The sequence below is a fragment of the Pseudomonas sp. AC255 genome, from assembly GCF_979258175.1.
The window spans coordinates 5,790,627-5,808,044 of record NZ_OZ409841.1 but is presented as its reverse complement, the minus strand read 5'-3'; the positions used below and the strand labels follow the sequence as shown (position 1 = coordinate 5,808,044).

General features: G+C 59.1%; 15 protein-coding genes and 1 pseudogene. 6 read left to right on the top strand and 10 right to left on the bottom strand.

Annotation, left to right across the window (positions count from 1 at the left end; translation table 11 throughout):
• Nucleotides 1-301 precede the first annotated feature (301 nt).
• From dbpA to yccS, 4 genes are all read left to right on the top strand, one after another.
• Nucleotides 302-1,639 (top strand): ATP-dependent RNA helicase DbpA, encoded by a 1,338-nt coding sequence (gene dbpA, locus ACZZ0K_RS26190; RefSeq protein ID WP_252869572.1) that lies wholly within the window; start codon nucleotides 302-304, stop codon nucleotides 1,637-1,639.
• A gap of 153 nt (nucleotides 1,640-1,792) precedes the next feature.
• The gene (locus ACZZ0K_RS26185) at nucleotides 1,793-2,971 is read left to right on the top strand and encodes a BaiN/RdsA family NAD(P)/FAD-dependent oxidoreductase (protein WP_258707295.1); all 1,179 of its coding nucleotides are present in this window, start codon (nucleotides 1,793-1,795) and stop codon (nucleotides 2,969-2,971) included.
• Nucleotides 2,972-3,310: 339 nt separating this feature from the next.
• On the top strand, nucleotides 3,311-4,282 hold the full coding sequence (locus ACZZ0K_RS26180) for an IS110 family RNA-guided transposase (protein WP_252867835.1): 972 nt from the start codon (nucleotides 3,311-3,313) through the stop codon (nucleotides 4,280-4,282).
• 133 nt (nucleotides 4,283-4,415) lie between these two features.
• Entirely contained in the window at nucleotides 4,416-6,608 is a 2,193-nt protein-coding gene (gene yccS, locus ACZZ0K_RS26175; protein ID WP_252868403.1) for a YccS family putative transporter, read from the top strand.
• 111 nt (nucleotides 6,609-6,719) lie between these two features.
• Here the strand turns inward: yccS and ACZZ0K_RS26170 are convergent, their stop codons facing one another.
• Nucleotides 6,720-7,457: a substrate-binding periplasmic protein gene (locus ACZZ0K_RS26170; protein WP_252884950.1), complete on the bottom strand. Its 738-nt coding sequence runs from the start codon at nucleotides 7,455-7,457 to the stop codon at nucleotides 6,720-6,722.
• Between the two features lie 255 nt (nucleotides 7,458-7,712).
• Between ACZZ0K_RS26170 and ACZZ0K_RS26165 the strand changes: the two genes are divergently transcribed.
• On the top strand, nucleotides 7,713-8,165 hold the full coding sequence (locus ACZZ0K_RS26165; protein ID WP_150743452.1) for a GNAT family N-acetyltransferase: 453 nt from the start codon (nucleotides 7,713-7,715) through the stop codon (nucleotides 8,163-8,165).
• Nucleotides 8,166-8,288: 123 nt separating this feature from the next.
• Here ACZZ0K_RS26165 and ACZZ0K_RS26160 read toward each other — a convergent pair whose 3' ends face one another.
• From ACZZ0K_RS26160 to ACZZ0K_RS26150, 3 genes are all read right to left on the bottom strand, one after another.
• Entirely contained in the window at nucleotides 8,289-8,585 is a 297-nt protein-coding gene (locus ACZZ0K_RS26160) for a winged helix-turn-helix domain-containing protein (protein ID WP_016772794.1), read from the bottom strand.
• 100 nt (nucleotides 8,586-8,685) lie between these two features.
• Nucleotides 8,686-9,177, bottom strand: a complete 492-nt coding sequence (locus ACZZ0K_RS26155; RefSeq protein WP_041476958.1) for a YgjP-like metallopeptidase domain-containing protein — start codon at nucleotides 9,175-9,177, stop codon at nucleotides 8,686-8,688.
• A 44-nt stretch (nucleotides 9,178-9,221) separates the two neighbouring features.
• On the bottom strand, nucleotides 9,222-11,345 hold the full coding sequence (locus tag ACZZ0K_RS26150) for a putative bifunctional diguanylate cyclase/phosphodiesterase (protein WP_041476777.1): 2,124 nt from the start codon (nucleotides 11,343-11,345) through the stop codon (nucleotides 9,222-9,224).
• Nucleotides 11,346-11,657: 312 nt separating this feature from the next.
• Between ACZZ0K_RS26150 and ACZZ0K_RS26145 the strand changes: the two genes are divergently transcribed.
• The gene (locus ACZZ0K_RS26145; protein ID WP_016772792.1) at nucleotides 11,658-12,326 is read left to right on the top strand and encodes a polysaccharide lyase family 7 protein; all 669 of its coding nucleotides are present in this window, start codon (nucleotides 11,658-11,660) and stop codon (nucleotides 12,324-12,326) included.
• Between the two features lie 261 nt (nucleotides 12,327-12,587).
• On the opposite strand, the pseudogene ACZZ0K_RS26140 reads toward ACZZ0K_RS26145, so the two are convergent.
• The 6 genes and pseudogenes from ACZZ0K_RS26140 to ACZZ0K_RS26115 form a co-directional block, all read right to left on the bottom strand.
• Nucleotides 12,588-13,846, bottom strand: a pseudogene (locus ACZZ0K_RS26140) (type II toxin-antitoxin system HipA family toxin).
• Between the two features lie 19 nt (nucleotides 13,847-13,865).
• Nucleotides 13,866-14,129, bottom strand: a complete 264-nt coding sequence (locus tag ACZZ0K_RS26135) for a helix-turn-helix transcriptional regulator (RefSeq protein WP_024014619.1) — start codon at nucleotides 14,127-14,129, stop codon at nucleotides 13,866-13,868.
• 146 nt (nucleotides 14,130-14,275) lie between these two features.
• Nucleotides 14,276-15,340 (bottom strand): class II fructose-bisphosphate aldolase, encoded by a 1,065-nt coding sequence (gene fba, locus ACZZ0K_RS26130; protein WP_008081027.1) that lies wholly within the window; start codon nucleotides 15,338-15,340, stop codon nucleotides 14,276-14,278.
• Nucleotides 15,341-15,603: 263 nt separating this feature from the next.
• Nucleotides 15,604-15,936: an MliC family protein gene (locus ACZZ0K_RS26125; protein WP_071173874.1), complete on the bottom strand. Its 333-nt coding sequence runs from the start codon at nucleotides 15,934-15,936 to the stop codon at nucleotides 15,604-15,606.
• 57 nt (nucleotides 15,937-15,993) lie between these two features.
• Complete coding sequence (locus tag ACZZ0K_RS26120; RefSeq protein ID WP_016772786.1) at nucleotides 15,994-16,215, bottom strand: hypothetical protein; 222 nt, start codon at nucleotides 16,213-16,215, stop codon at nucleotides 15,994-15,996.
• A gap of 34 nt (nucleotides 16,216-16,249) precedes the next feature.
• Complete coding sequence (locus ACZZ0K_RS26115) at nucleotides 16,250-17,413, bottom strand: phosphoglycerate kinase (protein WP_016772785.1); 1,164 nt, start codon at nucleotides 17,411-17,413, stop codon at nucleotides 16,250-16,252.
• Between the last annotated feature and the right edge of the window lie 5 nt (nucleotides 17,414-17,418).

Sequence of the window (17,418 nt, the reverse complement as noted above, 5' to 3'; positions counted from 1 at the left end):
TGGGGGAGAGCTCTGTGGCGAGGGGATTTATCCCCGTTGGGGCGCGTAGCGCCCCTCTGCTTCTGCTGTCGCCTCGGCCAGTCAGGCTGATCGCATTCATCTTTTTGGGGGGCGCTACGCACCCCAGCGGGGATAAATCCCCTCGCCACAGTTAATCCCTGCCTCGGGTTCAATCGCTGTTCGTCCAGAACTGTCGAGGAAACCGGCACGGGGCTGCTACACTGCGCGACATTTTGTTTTGCAGGCCAGTCCCGTGACCACCATCGCCACCGCTTTTAATACTCTGCCGCTGTCCGCCGCCATGCTGGCTAACCTCGAATCACTCGGTTATGCCCAGATGACGCCGATCCAGGCGCAGAGCTTGCCGGTGATCCTCAAGGGGATGGACCTGATCGCCCAGGCCAAGACCGGCAGCGGCAAGACCGCCGCGTTCGGCATCGGCCTGCTCAACCCGATCAACCCGCGCTACTTCGGTTGCCAGGCACTGGTGATCTGCCCGACGCGTGAGCTGGCCGACCAGGTGGCCAAGGAAATCCGTCGTCTGGCCCGTGCCGAAGACAACATCAAGGTCCTGACCCTGTGCGGCGGCGTGTCGTTCGGCCCGCAGATCGCTTCGCTGGAGCACGGCGCGCACATCATCGTCGGCACCCCGGGGCGCATTCAGCAGCATTTGCGCAAGGGTTCGCTGGTGCTCGATGGCCTGAACACGCTGATCCTCGACGAAGCCGACCGCATGCTCGACATGGGCTTCTACGACGCCATCGAAGACATCATCATCAAGACCCCGGAGCGCCGGCAGACTCTGCTGTTCTCCGCGACCTACCCGGTGGGCATCAAGCAACTGGCCTCGAAATTCATGCGCGATCCGCAGACCGTCAAGGCTGAAGCCTTCCACGACGACACGCAGATCGAGCAGCGCTTCTACGAGATTTCCCCGGAAGAGCGCATGAGCGCGGTGACCAAGGTCCTGCACCACTTCCGTCCGGCGTCCTGCGTGGCGTTCTGCTTCACCAAGCAGCAAGTGCAGGAAACCGTCGATCACCTGACCGCCAAAGGCATTTCCGCTGTTGGCCTGCACGGCGATCTGGAACAGCGTGACCGCGATCAAGTACTGGCGATGTTCGCCAACCGCAGCACCTCGGTGCTGGTCGCCACCGACGTCGCAGCCCGTGGTCTGGATATCGATGCGCTGGACATGGTGATCAACGTCGAGCTGGCTCGCGATTCGGAAATCCACATCCACCGCGTTGGCCGTACCGGTCGTGCCGGCGAGAAAGGCATCGCCATCAGTCTGGTCGCGCCGTCCGAAGCTCATCGTGCGCAAGCCATCGAACAACTGCAGAAAGCGCCCCTGAACTGGGATCAGATCGACAACCTCAAGTCCCAGGGCCTGGCGCCGCTGCAACCGCCGATGACCACCCTGTGCATCGGCGCTGGCCGCAAAGACAAAGTGCGCCCGGGCGACATTCTTGGCGCACTGACCGGCGAAGCGGGCATTCCCGGTGCGCAGGTCGGCAAGATCGCGATCTTCGATTTCCAGGCCTACGTCGCTGTCGAGCGCACCGTGGCCATGCAGGCCTTGCAGCGCCTGAACGACGGCAAGATCAAGGGCCGCTCGTTGCGCGTGCGTATTCTGTAAGCGATCTTCCATCCATAGGAGATCCCCTGTGGGAGCGAGCCTGCTCGCGAATGCAATCTGTCAGTCGACATCATTGTTGAATGACACAACGCTTTCGCGAGCAGGCTCGCTCCCACAGTTTGTTTTGTAGCGACCCACCAAGAGGACACCGTTTTGCGCTCTACCGAAGTCGTGATCATTGGCGCTGGCGCGGCCGGCTTGATGTGTGCCCTGACTGCCGCCGGGCGCGGGCGTCAGGTGTTGCTGCTCGACCACGCGAACAAGGCCGGCAAGAAAATCCTCATGTCCGGCGGCGGTCGCTGCAATTTCACCAACATGTACACCGAACCGGGCAATTTCCTCTCGCAGAATCCGCATTTCTGCAAATCGGCGCTGGCGCGTTACACCCAGTGGGATTTCATCGGTCTGGTGGGCAAGCACGGTGTGCCGTACCACGAGAAGAAACTCGGCCAGCTGTTCTGCGATAACAAGTCCAGCGACATCCTCGGCATGCTCCTTGATGAATGCGATCAGGCCGGCGTCGAGCTGCACCTGGACACCTCGATCCAGACCATCGAAAAAACCGACAGCGGCTACCTGCTCGACACCACCCTCGGTCAGGTCCAGTGCCAATCGCTGGTGATCGCCACCGGCGGCCTGTCGATTCCGACCCTGGGCGCTACCGGTTTCGGTTACCAGGTCGCCAAACAGTTCGGCCATGAACTGCTGCCGACCCGCGCCGGGCTGGTGCCGTTCACCATCACCGACCAGCTGAAGGAGTTGTGCACAGAGCTGTCCGGCACTTCGGTGGATTGTCTGGTCAGCTGCAATGACCAGAGCTTTCGCGAGAACATCCTGTTCACCCATCGTGGCCTCAGTGGCCCGGCGATCTTGCAGATCAGTTCGTTCTGGGAGCCCGGCGACACGGTGGAGATCAACCTGCTGCCGGATCACGACGCCGCGAGCTGGCTGCAACAGCAAGTCGCCGAACGCCCGAACAGCGAGTTGAAAACTTTGCTTGGCGAGATCTTCACCAAGAAGATGGCCAATCTGCTGGCGGACAACTGGTTTGTCTCCAAACCGATGAAGCAGTACACCCACGCCGAACTGGCGGAGATTGCCGAGAAGCTTGGCAGCTGGAAAGTCGTGCCGGCGGGGACCGAAGGCTATCGCACGGCTGAGGTGACTCTGGGTGGCGTCGATACCCGCGAGGTGTCGTCCAAGACCATGGAATCGCTGAAAAGCCCGGGCCTGTACTTTATTGGGGAAGTGCTCGACGTCACTGGGCATCTGGGCGGCTTCAATTTCCAGTGGGCCTGGGCCTCGGGCTACTCTGCTGCGCAGTTCGTCTGACCGGAACAACACTCCCCGTGTAGGAGCTGCCGAAGGCTGCGATCTTTTGATCTTGTTTTTACACATCAAAGTCAAAAGATCGCAGCCTTCGGCAGCTCCTTGTATCTCGACTAACGCTCCGTCAGGAGCGATAGTTCTCGACTGATCATCGAGGGAGGGACTTGGAAGCCGCGCAGCTCCTTAGGCTTTTTGCCTGTGACGTAGATCGTGCTCCAGCCCTCCACACTCACTCGTACAGTTCGCACGGTATCTTGGGCCCGCCTGCGGCGAGAGCCCGCATTCGCAAGGTTGGACAGAGTGACGTGATGATCGCAACAGGGAACAAGTGGAGAAACGATCATGTCCGGTTTCGTTGGCGTCGACATCGCAAAGAACACCTTTGATATCGCTACACACCAGCCCAACGGCAAGCACAAAACCAAGGCCAAGCTGGCCAACGATCCAAAGGGCTTTAAAGAGTTTGAGGCGTGGCTAGAAAAAAACGCCGAGCGTTCGGCCCTGATCGTGATGGAAGCCACCAGCGTCTACCACTTGGAGCTCGCGGAATTCGTTTACAACAAAGGCTTCCGGGTCTGCGTCGTGAACCCGGCTACGACCAAAGCGTACGCTGACAGCGAACTGCGCCGCATCAAGACCGATAAAAGCGATGCCAAACTGATCGCCGACTTTGCCCGGGAAAAGGATCAAAAACTTCACCCATGGGCGCCTGAGCCGCTGAAATACCGCCAGTTAAAAGCAATGGTGCGCCGCCTGGATGACCTTCAGGAAATGGAACAAATGGAGCTTAATCGTCTGGACGTTTCCGACGAAAAGGTCAAAGACTCGATCAACTCCGTTCTGCGCCATATCGAAAAAGAGATCGTAGAAACGCATAAGGCGATCAAAAAACACATCGATGACGACCCGGATATGCGTCAGATGCGGGATCTCATCGTAACCATCGACGGCATCGGACAAAAAACGCTTGAACGATTGCTCGCCGAACTGGGTGACCTGCGCAAATACAGTGATCCTCGCCAACTGGTCGCTGCCGCAGGGCTCAATCCAAAGCTGCAGGAATCAGGAAAGCTCAAAGGTCACACCCTGATCTCAAGAGTAGGGTCAGCACGGCTGCGTGCAGGCCTTTACATGCCTGGCATGGTGGCGCTGAAACACAATAAGGCGATCAAGGCGATGAAAGAACGCCTGGAAGCCAATGGCAAGGCCCCCAAGCAGATCATCTGCGCAGCAATGCGCAAGCTGCTGCACTTCATTTACGGAGTGCTCAAGTCAGGACTGCCATATGACCCGAAACTTGCGCTTGCCCGGTGAGGCTCAAGACGGTATCTACAGGGGGGCGGGCGATCAAGGAACACTTTTTGCTGTCAGATGTGCTCGGCGCCATTGCGTCGGCGTCATTACTGGCTCAATTTAGCGGCATCGCCTCGGAAGGCCTTCGCACTTCATGTCCTCGACCTCGTTTCGTCAGTCTTTGCGGCGCCTTTGGGCGCTGGATAAATTCAGTTACAGCGTGCGGGTATTCATCGCCCTGACCGGCAGCATGGCGCTGTGCTGGTATCAGGATGAAATGGGCCTGCTGATCCCGTTGTTCCTCGGCATCATCGCCAGCGCCCTGGCCGAAACCGACGACAGTTGGCAGGGTCGTCTCAACGCTCTGGCGGTGACGCTGGTGTGTTTCAGCATCGCCGCGCTGTCGGTGGAATTGCTGTTTCCCTACCCGATCATTTTCGCCGTGGCCCTGGCACTGGCCAGTTTCGGCCTGACCATGCTCGGTGCGCTGGGCGAGCGTTACGGCGCGATCGCCTCGGCGACGCTGATTCTGTCGGTGTACACGATGATCGGCGTTGATCAGCGCGGCGGCGCGGTCACTGATTTCTGGCATGAACCGATGCTGCTGGTCGCTGGCGCGGCGTGGTACGGCCTGCTCTCGGTGCTGTGGCAGGCACTGTTTTCCAATCAACCGGTGCAGCAAAGTCTGGCGCGGCTGTTCCGTGAACTGGGACTTTACCTGAAGCTGAAATCCTCGCTGTTCGAGCCGATCCGGCAGATGGACGTCGAAGCCCGCCGCCTCGAACTGGCGCAGCAGAATGGCCGGGTGGTCGCCGCCCTGAACACGGCCAAGGAAATCATCCTGCATCGGGTCGGCAACGGTCGACCGGGCTCGAAAGTCAGCCGTTATCTGAAGCTGTATTTCCTCGCGCAGGACATTCACGAACGCGCCAGCTCTTCGCACTACCCGTATAACGCGCTGGCCGAGGCGTTCTTCCACAGCGACGTGCTGTTTCGCTGCCAGCGCCTGCTGCGCCAGCAAGGCAAGGCCTGCCGGGCCTTGGCCGAGTCAATCCAGATGCGCCAGCCGTTCATCTATGACGCCAGTTTCGCCGAAGCCCTGAACGACCTGCATGCCTCCCTCGAACACTTGCGCATCCAGAGCAATCCGGCATGGCGCGGCCTGCTGCGCTCGCTGCGCGCCTTGGCGGCCAACCTCGGCACCCTCGACCGCCTGCTTAGCGATGCCAGCAACCCCGATGCTCTGGCGGACGCCACCGACAGCAGCCTGCTCGACCGTTCACCGCGCAATCTCAAGGACGTATGGATTCGCCTGCGTACGCAACTGACGCCGACCTCGCTGCTGTTCCGCCATGCCCTGCGCTTGCCGCTGGCACTGAGCATCGGCTACGGCATGGTGCACCTGATTCACCCGTCGCAAGGCTACTGGATCATCCTCACCACGCTGTTCGTCTGCCAGCCGAACTACGGCGCCACCCGGCGCAAACTCGGCCAGCGGATCATCGGCACGGCCATTGGCCTGACGGTGGCGTGGGCGCTGTTCGATCTGTTCCCCAACCCGGTGGTGCAATCGTGCTTCGCCATCGCTGCCGGGGTAGTGTTCTTCACCAACCGCACCACCCGCTACACCCTGGCGACGGCGGCGATCACGATCATGGTGCTGTTCTGCTTCAATCAGGTCGGCGATGGCTACGGGCTGTTCCTGCCACGGCTGTTCGATACCCTGCTGGGCAGCCTGATCGCAGGTCTGGCGGTGTTCCTGTTCCTGCCGGACTGGCAGGGTCGGCGCCTGAACAAAGTGCTGGCCAACACCCTGACCTGCAACAGCATCTACCTGCGCCAGATCATGCAGCAATACGCCGCCGGCAAAAGCGATGACCTCGCTTATCGCCTGGCCCGACGCAACGCCCATAACGCTGACGCAGCGCTGTCGACAACACTGGCGAACATGCTCATGGAGCCGGGGCATTTCCGTAAGGAGGCGGATGTCGGCTTCCGCTTCCTGGTGCTATCGCACACGTTGCTCAGCTATTTGTCAGGGCTCGGCGCGCACCGTGAAACACAGTTACCAGCGGAGGTGCGCGAGCATCTGATCGAAGGCGCCGGGGTGAAACTGGCGACCAGCATCGACGAAATCGCCCAAGGCCTGGCGAGCAAGCAGCCGATTGCGATTCAGAGTGATGACGAGGAAGCGCTGGCCAATGAGCTGGAACAGATGCCGGATGAAATCGATGAAGGGCAACGGTTGGTGCAGACGCAGCTGGCGCTGATTTGCCGGCAGTTGGGGCCGCTTCGGACGTTGGCGGCGCATTTGATCAAGGACACTGCCGAAATCAGCGGCGCCTGAGACGACGCGTTCGCGAGCAGGCTCGCTCCCACAGGGTATGCATTTCAAATTGTGGGAGCGAGCCTGCTCGCGAAGAGGTCATCAGCCACAAAGAAATTGCCGGATCACCCTTCACATTCCATGCCGCCGCAATAACTTCTCATAAGTCCCGTCAGCCTTCATCGCCTCGATCGCTCGATCAAACCCGGCGACGATCTGCTCATGCTGCGGGTTCTTCAGGCTGACCAGAATATGCAGGCTATTCTCACTCAACGGCTTGGGTAAAAACTCCACCGAATTGCGTACCTTGGCCGATTCCCGTGCCAGGTAATACTTGGCCACGTACTCATCCTCCAGGGTCAGCTTGACCCGGTCCGCCGCGAGCATGCGCACGCCCATGGCGAAGTTGTGCACAGGGACTTTCTGCATCGCCGTATCGGCATCGAAAGGTGCGGAATAGGCGTACCCGCGCACCACGGCAATCGGGTAAGTGTGCAGTTGCTCGAGGTTGCTGTAGTCGATGGGTGCGTCTTTGCGCTTGAGGAAGCGGATGCGGTTGATCAGGTACTCACCGGAAAACTGACCGATCTGCGTGCGTTCGTCGTTGTACCAGGCGTTGACCAGTACGTCGTAACGCCCCTCGCCAATCCCCAGCAATGCTCGCGCCCACGGCACTTGTTCGTAACCGCTGGCATAACCGGCGCGAGCCAGTGCGGTGCTGACAATGTCGGTGGCCAGTCCACCGTTGACCAGTGCATCGTCGGTAAACGGCGGCCAATTATCGAACGCCAGCCGCAGCTTCTGCGCCGCAGCATCCTGGCCCAGCACCAGCAGTACGATCAAAGCAACGGCTTGAAGCAATCGCAGCATGCTTGAACATCCTCAGCGGGCAACCGCCCGACGTGGTTTCACGTCAAAACCAAAGGCCCCTTACCGGCAAAACCCAAGCATTGAACATTAGCTCATGGGAACCAGTGCGCAGTGCTCTTGAGCAGATTACACAAAGTCTCGGCGGGCGCGAGAAAGGAATGGTGGCATTTTGACCTTTATCACAGACTGTTGCGCCATACAGACATATGGCGCAGCTGCGCTTAGTATCGGGCGACATGGTCAAGGAATCGAAAAATGACAATCGAGTGGATCTGCAAACATCATCGCGATCTGGGCAAAGAGCAGTTGTACGCCTCGTTGAAGCTGCGCTCTGATGTATTCGTGGTCGAACAGAAATGCGCCTACCCGGATCTCGACGGCCAGGATCTGGAGGGCGATACCCATCACCTGATGGGTTGGGAGGATGATCAGTTGATGGCTTACCTGCGCCTGCTGGATCCGGAATCCCAGGGCGGCGACGTGGTGATTGGCCGCGTGGTGACCGCGCCCGCCGGCCGTGGCAAAGGGTTGGGCCACGCGATGATGGAACAGGCGCTGAAGCAGGCCGAAAAGCACTGGCCGCAGGTGCCGATCTATTTGTCAGCACAGGCGCATCTGCAGGGGTATTACGGCAGGTACGGGTTTGTCGTGGTGGGTGAGGAATATCTTGAGGATGACATTCCACATATCGGCATGCGTCGTTCTTGAGGGCCTCATCGCTGGCAAGCCAGCTCCCACAGGTTCATCGCTCGTTCACGAAAACCGTGTTCGCTGGAGATCCCTGTGGGAGCTGGCTTGCCAGCGATTGCGTCAGTTCAGGCGCCGCAGGAATCAGGGGTATTCCAGCACCGCTTTTATCTGCCGCAAATTGCGCTCGATCCATCCGCGATCAATCGCTCCCCACTCGCGAATCCGATAGCGCCCGGCATGATTGCGTGCGCCCTCTTCCTGTTCGAACTCGCAGATGATGTCCAGATCGGCCAGCGCGGCAATCGTGTCCTGCGCCGTGCGTCGCGGCATGCCGGTGACTTCGGTCAGCGTCGGCACACTCGGCGCCAGGCCGCTATCGATGAGATAAGCCACGTACAAACGGCGATAGAAACTGCTTTTGGTCTTGCTTACGTCCATCTAAACACTCCCACCGTTAAAAGATCGCAGCCTTCGGCAGCTCCTACAGAAGATCGCATTTCAACTGCAGGAGCTGCCGAAGGCTGCGATCTTTTGATCTTTACTGCATATCCCGCCACGTCAGGTACACACGCAGATCGAACTCGATCTGGTGATACCCCGGCAGCATGTGCTCGCACAGTTTATAGAACGCCTTGTTGTGCTCCGATTCCTTGAAGTGCGCCAGCTCGTGCACCACGATCATCTTCAGAAAATCCGGCGCAGCGTCCTTGAACAGCGCGGCGATGCGGATTTCCTTGTTGGCCTTGAGCTTGCCGCCCTGCACCCGTGACACCGTGGTGTGCAGACCGAGCGCGCGGTGGGTCAGGTCGAGGCGGTTGTCGAACAGCACTTTGTCGATCGCCGGCGCATTACGCATGTACTGCTGCTTGAGATCCAGCGCGTAGCTGTACAAGGCCTTGTCGCTCTGCACGTCGTGTCGCCCTGAATAGCGCTGATTCAGGTATTCACCCAGACGCCCTTCGGCAATCAGTTGGCGCACCTGATCCTGCAATTGCGCGGGGTAGGCCTGGAGGTACTTCAACACAGTCATGGACAAGCGACGCGGTTCGAAAAAGGTCCGCCAGTGTAGCGAATTCAACCGGGCAGCGCGCTCCAGTCAAAGGGTTCGACGAAGCTGACCGCGTCTTCGGCGATCAACGGCCGCGCGACGAGGAAGCCCTGCACATACTCGCAGCCATGGGCTTGCAGCCACTGATATTGCTCGAGGGTTTCCACTCCTTCGGCAATCACCAGCAGACCGTATTGCTTGCACAGGTCGATGACCATGCGCACCAGCGCCGCATCACGAGGCGAGTCCGGCAGGCGCGCGATCAAGTGGCGGTCGAGCTTCAGCGTGTCCAGCTCCAGATCGCGCAGATGCGCCAGCGAGCACGGCCCCGAACCAAAATCATCCAGCGCCACGCGCACCCCGAGATGACGCAGCAGCCGCAGTTGCTTGCGGGTTTCGTCCGGGTCTTGCATCAACGCTTCTTCGGTGACTTCGACTTCCAGTTGCCGCGGTTGCAGCGCATGGCGTTCCATGACTTGACGCAATTCAGTGACCAGATTCGGCAGGCCGAACTGGGTATTGCTCAGGCTCACGCCGAGCACCAGATCTTCAGCGAACAAGGTTTCCCAGGCTTTACGCTGACCGGCGCCACGGTGATAGATCCAGCTGCCGAGGCGACTGATCAAGCGCGCCTCTTCCAGCAATGGCAGAAACAACCCCGGCGGCACATCGCCGACGCTCGGATGCTGCCAGCGCAGCAACGCCTCGAACCCACGGATCTGTCCGCTGCCGATCGCCACCTGCGGCTGATAGACCAGATTGAAATCGCGATTCTCGATGGCCTCGCGCACGCTGTCTTCCAGCATCAGACGCGAGCGTGCGCGGCCGTTCATTTCAGGGTCATAGAAACGATATTGCTGACGCCCGGCGCGCTTGGCCTCGTACATAGCGATGTCCGAGGCGCGCAGCAAGCCGTCGAGATTGCGCCCGCAGTCAGGATAGGTGGCGATGCCGATACTGGCGCCAAGAACGATATCCAGACCTTCGATCTGCTGACACACCGATACCCGTTCGATGAGTTTTTCGGCAATCTTCGCCGCTTGCTCGGGGAATTCCAGATCCAGCAGCGCGGTGAATTCATCGCCGCCCATGCGCGCGAGAATATCGAACGGCCGCAGGCACGCTTTCAATTGCTCGGAAACCCAGCGCAACACGCGGTCGCCGGCATCGTGACCGAGGGAATCGTTGACCCGTTTGAAGCCGTCGAGATCGAGGTAGAGCAACACCCAACTGCTGTCGCTGCGTTCGCCGCGCAACAGCAGGTTTTCCACGGTCTGGTAGAACCCGCGCCGGTTGAGCAGACCGGTCAGCGGATCGGTCACCGCCTGGAACTCCAGTTGCTGGTGCAAGTGACGCACCACCGACATGTCCAGCACCGTCACCACCATCGCATGCTGCTCCGAGGGCAGCGGCGCGCAGGACAAGGCCACCGGCACTTGCTGCCCGGGCGCAGTACGCAACAACGCATCATGCAGGCGCAGGGTTTCACCGCGTTGGTAGCCGGCGTAGAACTCGGAATCGGCCCACAGGGGAATGTGTGGCTTCTGCAGGAAATCGAGAAACTCCTTGCCTTCCAGATCCTTCACCGGCGCATTGAGCAACCGCGAAATCGCCGGATTGGCGAAGCGGATCACGCCGTCCTCGCTCAACACCAGAATGCCTTCGGCGGCGTTGTCCAGCACCGAGGCATTGAAGGCGCGCGCCACTTCCAGGTCATGACTCAGGCGTTGCAAGGCACGGCGATTGCGCTGGTGCTCGAGCAGCGCCTGGACCTTGGGCTTGAGGATTTGCGGATCGAACGGCTTGAACAGGTAATCCACCGCGCCGCTGGCATAGCCTTTGATCACGGCGTCCTGGGATTGCTCGTTGGCGGTGAGGAAAATGATCGGCGTCAGCCGCGTGCGCTGGCTGCCGCGCATCAGCCGCGCGACCTCGAAACCGTCCATGCCGGGCATCTGCACATCGAGCAGGACCAGGTCGATGTCGTGTTCGAGCAAAAGGTTCAGCGCCTCGAAACCGGAGGCGGCGGTCATCACGTGCCAATCCTGACGCTGCAGCAACGCGCGCATGCTGATCAGATTTTCGGGGTAATCATCGACGATCAAAAGGACCGAGCTGCCTTCACCTGGCTGGGGTTGCGCGCATTCCATGCTGCTTCTCTTATCGGGACCGGTTGCCGGCAAAACCATAGACGTACTGAGCCTTCACTCTAGACGCGGATCAGTGAAAGCAGAAGCTGTCATCCCGCCATCATTTAAACAATGCTCAACCCAGCCGACTAACGGTCACCGCTACAGCCCCCGAAAACCGGGCGGGATGGCATTTCGACAGGACTTTGACGTCAAGTAATCGCCGGACGGGCATTAACAAAAATTGCCGCTACGCTTATAAAGACGCCCGAAAACGCGCGGGCTAGAGCTTCTGGCACCGGCGTTCCGGATGAATTGATTGGAAGAACCGTCATGATCGACCTCGCAACCTGGAACCTCAGCGTTCCTGTTGGCAGCCCGCCGTACACCGTCGAAACCTCGAAACTGGTGGATGGCTTCAAGGATCAGTACTTCCATTCCGACACCGGCACCCTGTTCTTCTGGTCCCCGGTGACTGGCTCGAAAACCGAAAACGCCATCTACCCGCGTACCGAACTGCGCGAAACCTACAGCAACGGCACCCTGCGCAACTGGTACTACCCGGACGCCGACAACCTGCTGCGCGCCACCCTCGCGGTGAACAAGGTGCCGAGCTCGGGCAAGATCGTCATCGGCCAGATTCACGCGTACGAAAGCCAGCGGCCGATGGTCAAGCTCGAATATCAGTACAAGGAAAAAACCCAGACCGGCAATCTGGTGATCAAAGTGCGCATGCGCCCGGACGACGCCGAAAGCCGCGTCATCACCCTCGCCACCGGCGTCAAGCTTGATCGCGAATTCAACTACCTCATCCACTTGAGCCCCGGCGGTGCCCTGGGCGTGAGTGCGGCGGGCTATCAGTGGGACTCCCAGATCAGCGCGACCTGGCGCGACAAGCCGCTGTACTTCAAGGCCGGCGTGTATGTGCAGGACAACACCGGCTATACCAGTGAGGGTGGACAGGTGACGTTTACCAAACTGGATATTGATCACGACAAGTAGCTAGCCGCCAAAATGACAAACAACCCATAACTTGCAGACCACACTCGCTCCAATTGTAGGAGTGGGCCTGCTCGCGATAACGGTGTGTCATTCAATATTCATGTGTCTGAAACTCCGCTATCGCGAGCAGGCTCACTCCTGCAAGGGCTTCAGGGGTGGGCTGCGGACTGCGCCACCTCCAAATGCGGGCCGCTGCCTTGGCGAAATGTCGCGTATACGCGACTTTGAGTAGCAAATGTCACCGTAGCGGTACACCGCTTATCATTTATCAGCCTTTTCCTTTCTACCGCTTGATAAAGGATGACGCTTCAAACCCGAACCGACCGAGTCATTCAACGCAACCATGCGCCCGATGTCCCATTCGCGTTGCATCCTTGCAAACAATTCAACGTCTATCCGTGGTCGGTGAATCAAAAGCGCCTGACTCATTGCCTCGGCTATCCGGTCGACGATCAGTGCTGGCTTATCCACAGCGCAGTGTTTACGACCAAACTCAATCAACTGCTGACGATCCGGATAAGCTTTGGCCTTGTTCATCTTGATGGCGAGAGTACGGTCAACCAGCGATCGCCCGGTCCTGGGGTTGTAGTTCTCGTATACGGTTGTCGTCGTGACATCGTATACCGGCGCCAACTGCACCGTTTCAGAGGCCGCGGGGTGCGTGTAGGTCACCCCGAAGTTTTTCAAATGCGCATCGCCGTTACGCACCATGACCGAAAGACAGACGGATGAAAAAATCGTTCCAGTTCTCGTATCGGGTCGGCATGCCTGCATACCTGACGGATCACTGCAGCAAGGGTTTCGTAGCTCTGCGAATATTTATAGTTGTCGTGGGGATCCTTGTTTAACCCCAGCAGCACCGCCATGTCTTCAAAGCCAAGGCGATCAGACGCTGTCAGATCAAAACGCTCCATGACAAACAGCTCACCGTTATCGGAAAGCCAGAAAGGCGGCGTGTACAGTCCAGCCAGCCGCGCTGCTTCCAGACACAGAAACTCGTTTTGAGCCAGGTGCTCATACTCTTCCGCTCCTGATTTGACGATAAGGTCGGAGCTGATCACTGTTTTTCGGCTACCAGTCAGTTTGTCCAGATCGGGCACCAGAACCTTGGGCTGAACACCTGAAATCCCCGATTCGAAGTAGGTTTCGACCAAAAAACCGAAAACATGCTGAGAGGTGTCCGCCGACAGGATCTCCTGCAGGCCGACCTGCGCACGAACAGAGCCTGAAGGTTCTACCGGATTCTCATACGTGAGGCGACCGATCTGATTACCGCCAATGACGGACAACAGGCGCATTTCATCCACTTGCATATGCTTGGCCATGCGCCGCTTGATTTGGTCGGCCAGATATCCCTCAGGCACATTCATATCGAAGATGGGCTGCAATACGCTGCTCACCGACGGTGTCGGGTCATAGGGCATGACCAGGGAAACTTCCTTGAGTGGCGACGCTGACTGGTAAGCGAATGAAAACTGCGAACCTTTGGACAACTCGCCGGAATGGCCCTGAGGCGTCATGACATTCAGTCGTTTCACCTTACTCATCATGCTCTACCAATTCGGCGAGTGATTTGAGATCGATTCGGTTATCGACAATCTCCAACGCCATGCCTAACGCGGCAATAACTCTAAACACCGTATAAAAAGCGACGTTTTCGCCTGCTTCTAGATCGATGATGGTTTTGCGGCTGCAATGAGCCCTATGCGCAAGCAGCGCTTGACTGTAGCCCTTGGCTTTGCGCAATTGGCGAATACGCTGGGCAAACGTTGCTGGATTATCGAGAAGCAAAATGTCACCCATATTGGACTTTAAATAGATTATTACCAGTAAAGTCCCCTTTAGGTGACATTTCAAGCAAAAGGATGCCGATGTCTTGTCACAACGCTTCCACCACAAAAAAACCCGCCTCTCGGCGGGTTTCTTTTTAATCAGCTCAACGCTCAGGCTCAGTTAACCTTGGCGTTCAACTCACCCTTCAGATAACGCTGGTACATCGCTTCCAGCGAGATCGGTTTGATCTTCGAGGCATTACCGGCAGTACCGAACGCTTCATAACGAGCGATACATACATCGCGCATTGCCGTCACGGTGGCGCCGAAGAATTTACGTGGGTCGAATTCGCTCGGGTTGGTGGCCATCAGGCGACGCATGGCGCCAGTGGAGGCCAGGCGCAGGTCGGTGTCGATGTTGACCTTGCGCACGCCGTGCTTGATGCCTTCGACGATCTCTTCAACCGGGACGCCGTAGGTTTCTTTGATGTCGCCGCCGTACTGGTTGATGATCGCCAGCCACTCTTGTGGCACGGAGGACGAACCGTGCATCACCAAGTGGGTGTTCGGGATGCGCTTGTGGATTTCCTTGATGCGGTCGATCGCCAGCACGTCGCCGGTTGGTGGCTTGGTGAACTTGTAGGCACCGTGGCTGGTGCCGATGGCGATGGCCAGGGCATCGACCTGGGTGCGCTTGACGAAGTCAGCGGCTTCTTCCGGGTCGGTCAGCATCTGGCTGTGATCCAGAACGCCTTCAGCGCCGATGCCGTCTTCTTCACCGGCCATACCGGTTTCCAGCGAACCCAGGCAACCCAGCTCGCCCTCTACCGAAACGCCGCAGGCGTGAGCCATGGCCACGGTTTGTTGGGTAACGCGGACGTTGTAGTCGTAGTCGGTCGGGGTCTTGCCGTCTTCGCCCAGCGAGCCGTCCATCATTACCGAGCTGAAGCCCAGTTGAATCGAGCGCTGGCAAACGTCAGGGCTGGTGCCATGGTCCTGGTGCATGCACACCGGGATGTGCGGGAATTCTTCGATCGCGGCCAGGATCAAGTGACGCAGGAACGGTGCGCCGGCGTATTTGCGGGCGCCGGCCGAAGCCTGGACGATCACCGGGGAGTCAGTCTTGTCAGCGGCTTCCATGATGGCGCGCATCTGCTCAAGGTTGTTGACGTTGAAGGCTGGAACGCCGTAGCCGAACTCGGCTGCGTGGTCCAGCATCTGGCGCATGCTGATAAGTGCCATTGTGTGTGTCTCTCCCGGTTGAGGGTCGTTGATCGTGCCAGCCTGCCGAAGCGGCGGCGGCTATTCAAGTTAATGCAGATCGGGGGTTGAGGCCCGACCTGGTGATTCGGTGTTACCAAAACTGTGTGAACAACAGAGACCCCCTGTGGGAGCGAGCCTGCTCGCGAAAGCGGTCTGACAGACACTGCATCATCGACGGCAAGATTGCTTTCGCGAGCAGGCTCGCTCCCACATTTGGATCTCTGTACACCAATTCAATCGTGTTACTCGGCCTTGCAACCACGGCCAATCAGGTCATTGGTGGCGACCCAGTACACCAGGCCTTCGTCACCCTTGACGTGAAACGCCAGCATGCCGTCGCTGTACAGCGTGCCCGAGGCGCCCGGCTCTTCTTTCAGGCGATAGACCTGATCACCGCCGCCGAGGCGAACGTCGACTTCCTTCTGGCCGGCATCGGCGTAACGCCACAACACCTTGGCCTGACTGTCGCAGGTCCAGGTCGTCCAGTTGTCTGCCGGGGCCGACGACTGAAACAGGTTCAACTGCGCGCAACCACCCAACAATGCCAACGCCGCAACGGCGATCAAGCCTTTCATCCGTGTTCCTCGACTGACGACGCACGCCGCCAGCCCTGAGTTAAAGAGTCAGACCCGTCAAGGACAACCATGTTCCTTGACCGGGGTTTGCGTCTCGTATTTGTCCAGGCCGTCCGGGCCCGAGCGCTTGTTCAGCACCGGGTTGGTTTCGGCCTGCCAGTCGGCCTGATAACAGCCCTTCTGCGGCTCGCTCGGTGCTGGCGTCGCGTCGGCCTTCGGGGTGCTCCCGCAGGCCGCCAGCGTACCGGTCAGCAACAACAGCGCTAACGACTTGACCATGTGAACACTCCTTTGCCTGGCCAAACGGGCGGCCTCAGGCCTTGGCCCGGCTTTCCAGGACTTCAACGGCAGGCAGCACCTTGCCCTCGACGAATTCGAGGAACGCGCCACCACCGGTGGAAATGTAGGAGATCTGCTCAGCCACGCCATATTTATCGATCGCCGCCAGGGTGTCGCCACCGCCCGCGATGGAGAATGCCGAGCTCTCGGCGATGGCCTGGGCCAGCACTTTGGTGCCGTTGCCGAACTGATCGAACTCGAACACGCCAACCGGGCCGTTCCACAGAATGGTTTTCGACGACTTCAGCAGCTCGGCGAAATTGGCGGCGGTTTGCGGGCCGATGTCGAGAATCATGTCGTCAGCCGCCACGTCAGCGATCAGCTTCACAGTCGCTTCAGCGCTTTCGGCAAATTCCTTGGCGACCACAACGTCAACCGGCAACGGTACGCTGACTTTGGCAGCGATTTCACGCGCGGTGTCGAGCAGGTCCGGTTCGTACAGCGACTTGCCGACCGGGTGACCAGCCGCCGCGAGGAAGGTGTTGGCGATGCCGCCGCCGACGATCAGTTGATCGCAGATCTGGCTCAGGCTGTTCAGCACGTCGAGTTTGGTCGACACCTTGGAGCCGGCAACGATGGCTGCCATTGGCTTGGCCGGCGCGCCGAGGGCTTTGCCCAGTGCATCCAGCTCAGCGGCCAGCAACGGGCCGGCGGCAGCGACTTTGGCGAACTTGGCTACACCATGGGTCGAACCCTCGGCGCGGTGAGCAGTACCGAAAGCATCCATCACGAACACATCGCACAGGGCTGCGTATTGCTGGGCCAGGTCGTCGGCGTTCTTCTTCTCGCCCTTGTTGAAGCGTACGTTTTCGAACAGCACGATGTCGCCAGCCTTGACCTCCACGCCACCGAGGTAGTCAGCCACCAGCGGCACTTCACGGCCCAGCGCTTTGCTCAGGTAGTCGGCGACAGGTTTCAGGCTGTTTTCGGCGGAGAACTCGCCTTCGGTCGGACGGCCCAGGTGCGAGCAGACCATCACCGCCGCGCCTTTTTCCAGGGCCAGCTTGATGGTCGGCAGCGAAGCCAGGATGCGCGCGTCGCTAGTGACAACACCGTCCTTGACGGGGACGTTGAGGTCTTCGCGGATCAATACGCGCTTACCTTGCAGATCGAGGTCGGACATCTTCAACACGGTCATGGGTC

Bases quoted from the DNA above. Each gene is read 5' to 3' on its own strand.
- ACZZ0K_RS26170 (WP_252884950.1), bottom strand. From the start codon at position 7,457: ATGCTGCGATTGCTTCAAGCCGTTGCTTTGATCGTACTGCTGGTGCTG.
- ACZZ0K_RS26160 (WP_016772794.1), bottom strand. From the start codon at position 8,585: ATGGACGTAAGCAAGACCAAAAGCAGTTTCTATCGCCGTTTGTACGTG.
- ACZZ0K_RS26155 (WP_041476958.1), bottom strand. From the start codon at position 9,177: ATGACTGTGTTGAAGTACCTCCAGGCCTACCCCGCGCAATTGCAGGAT.
- ACZZ0K_RS26165 (WP_150743452.1), top strand. From the start codon at position 7,713: ATGACAATCGAGTGGATCTGCAAACATCATCGCGATCTGGGCAAAGAG.
- yccS (WP_252868403.1), top strand. From the start codon at position 4,416: ATGTCCTCGACCTCGTTTCGTCAGTCTTTGCGGCGCCTTTGGGCGCTG.
- ACZZ0K_RS26135 (WP_024014619.1), bottom strand. From the start codon at position 14,129: ATGGGTGACATTTTGCTTCTCGATAATCCAGCAACGTTTGCCCAGCGT.
- ACZZ0K_RS26115 (WP_016772785.1), bottom strand. From the start codon at position 17,413: ATGACCGTGTTGAAGATGTCCGACCTCGATCTGCAAGGTAAGCGCGTA.
- ACZZ0K_RS26180 (WP_252867835.1), top strand. From the start codon at position 3,311: ATGTCCGGTTTCGTTGGCGTCGACATCGCAAAGAACACCTTTGATATC.
- dbpA (WP_252869572.1), top strand. From the start codon at position 302: ATGCTGGCTAACCTCGAATCACTCGGTTATGCCCAGATGACGCCGATC.
- ACZZ0K_RS26120 (WP_016772786.1), bottom strand. From the start codon at position 16,215: ATGGTCAAGTCGTTAGCGCTGTTGTTGCTGACCGGTACGCTGGCGGCC.
- ACZZ0K_RS26145 (WP_016772792.1), top strand. From the start codon at position 11,658: ATGATCGACCTCGCAACCTGGAACCTCAGCGTTCCTGTTGGCAGCCCG.
- ACZZ0K_RS26150 (WP_041476777.1), bottom strand. From the start codon at position 11,345: ATGGAATGCGCGCAACCCCAGCCAGGTGAAGGCAGCTCGGTCCTTTTG.
- ACZZ0K_RS26125 (WP_071173874.1), bottom strand. From the start codon at position 15,936: ATGAAAGGCTTGATCGCCGTTGCGGCGTTGGCATTGTTGGGTGGTTGC.
- fba (WP_008081027.1), bottom strand. From the start codon at position 15,340: ATGGCACTTATCAGCATGCGCCAGATGCTGGACCACGCAGCCGAGTTC.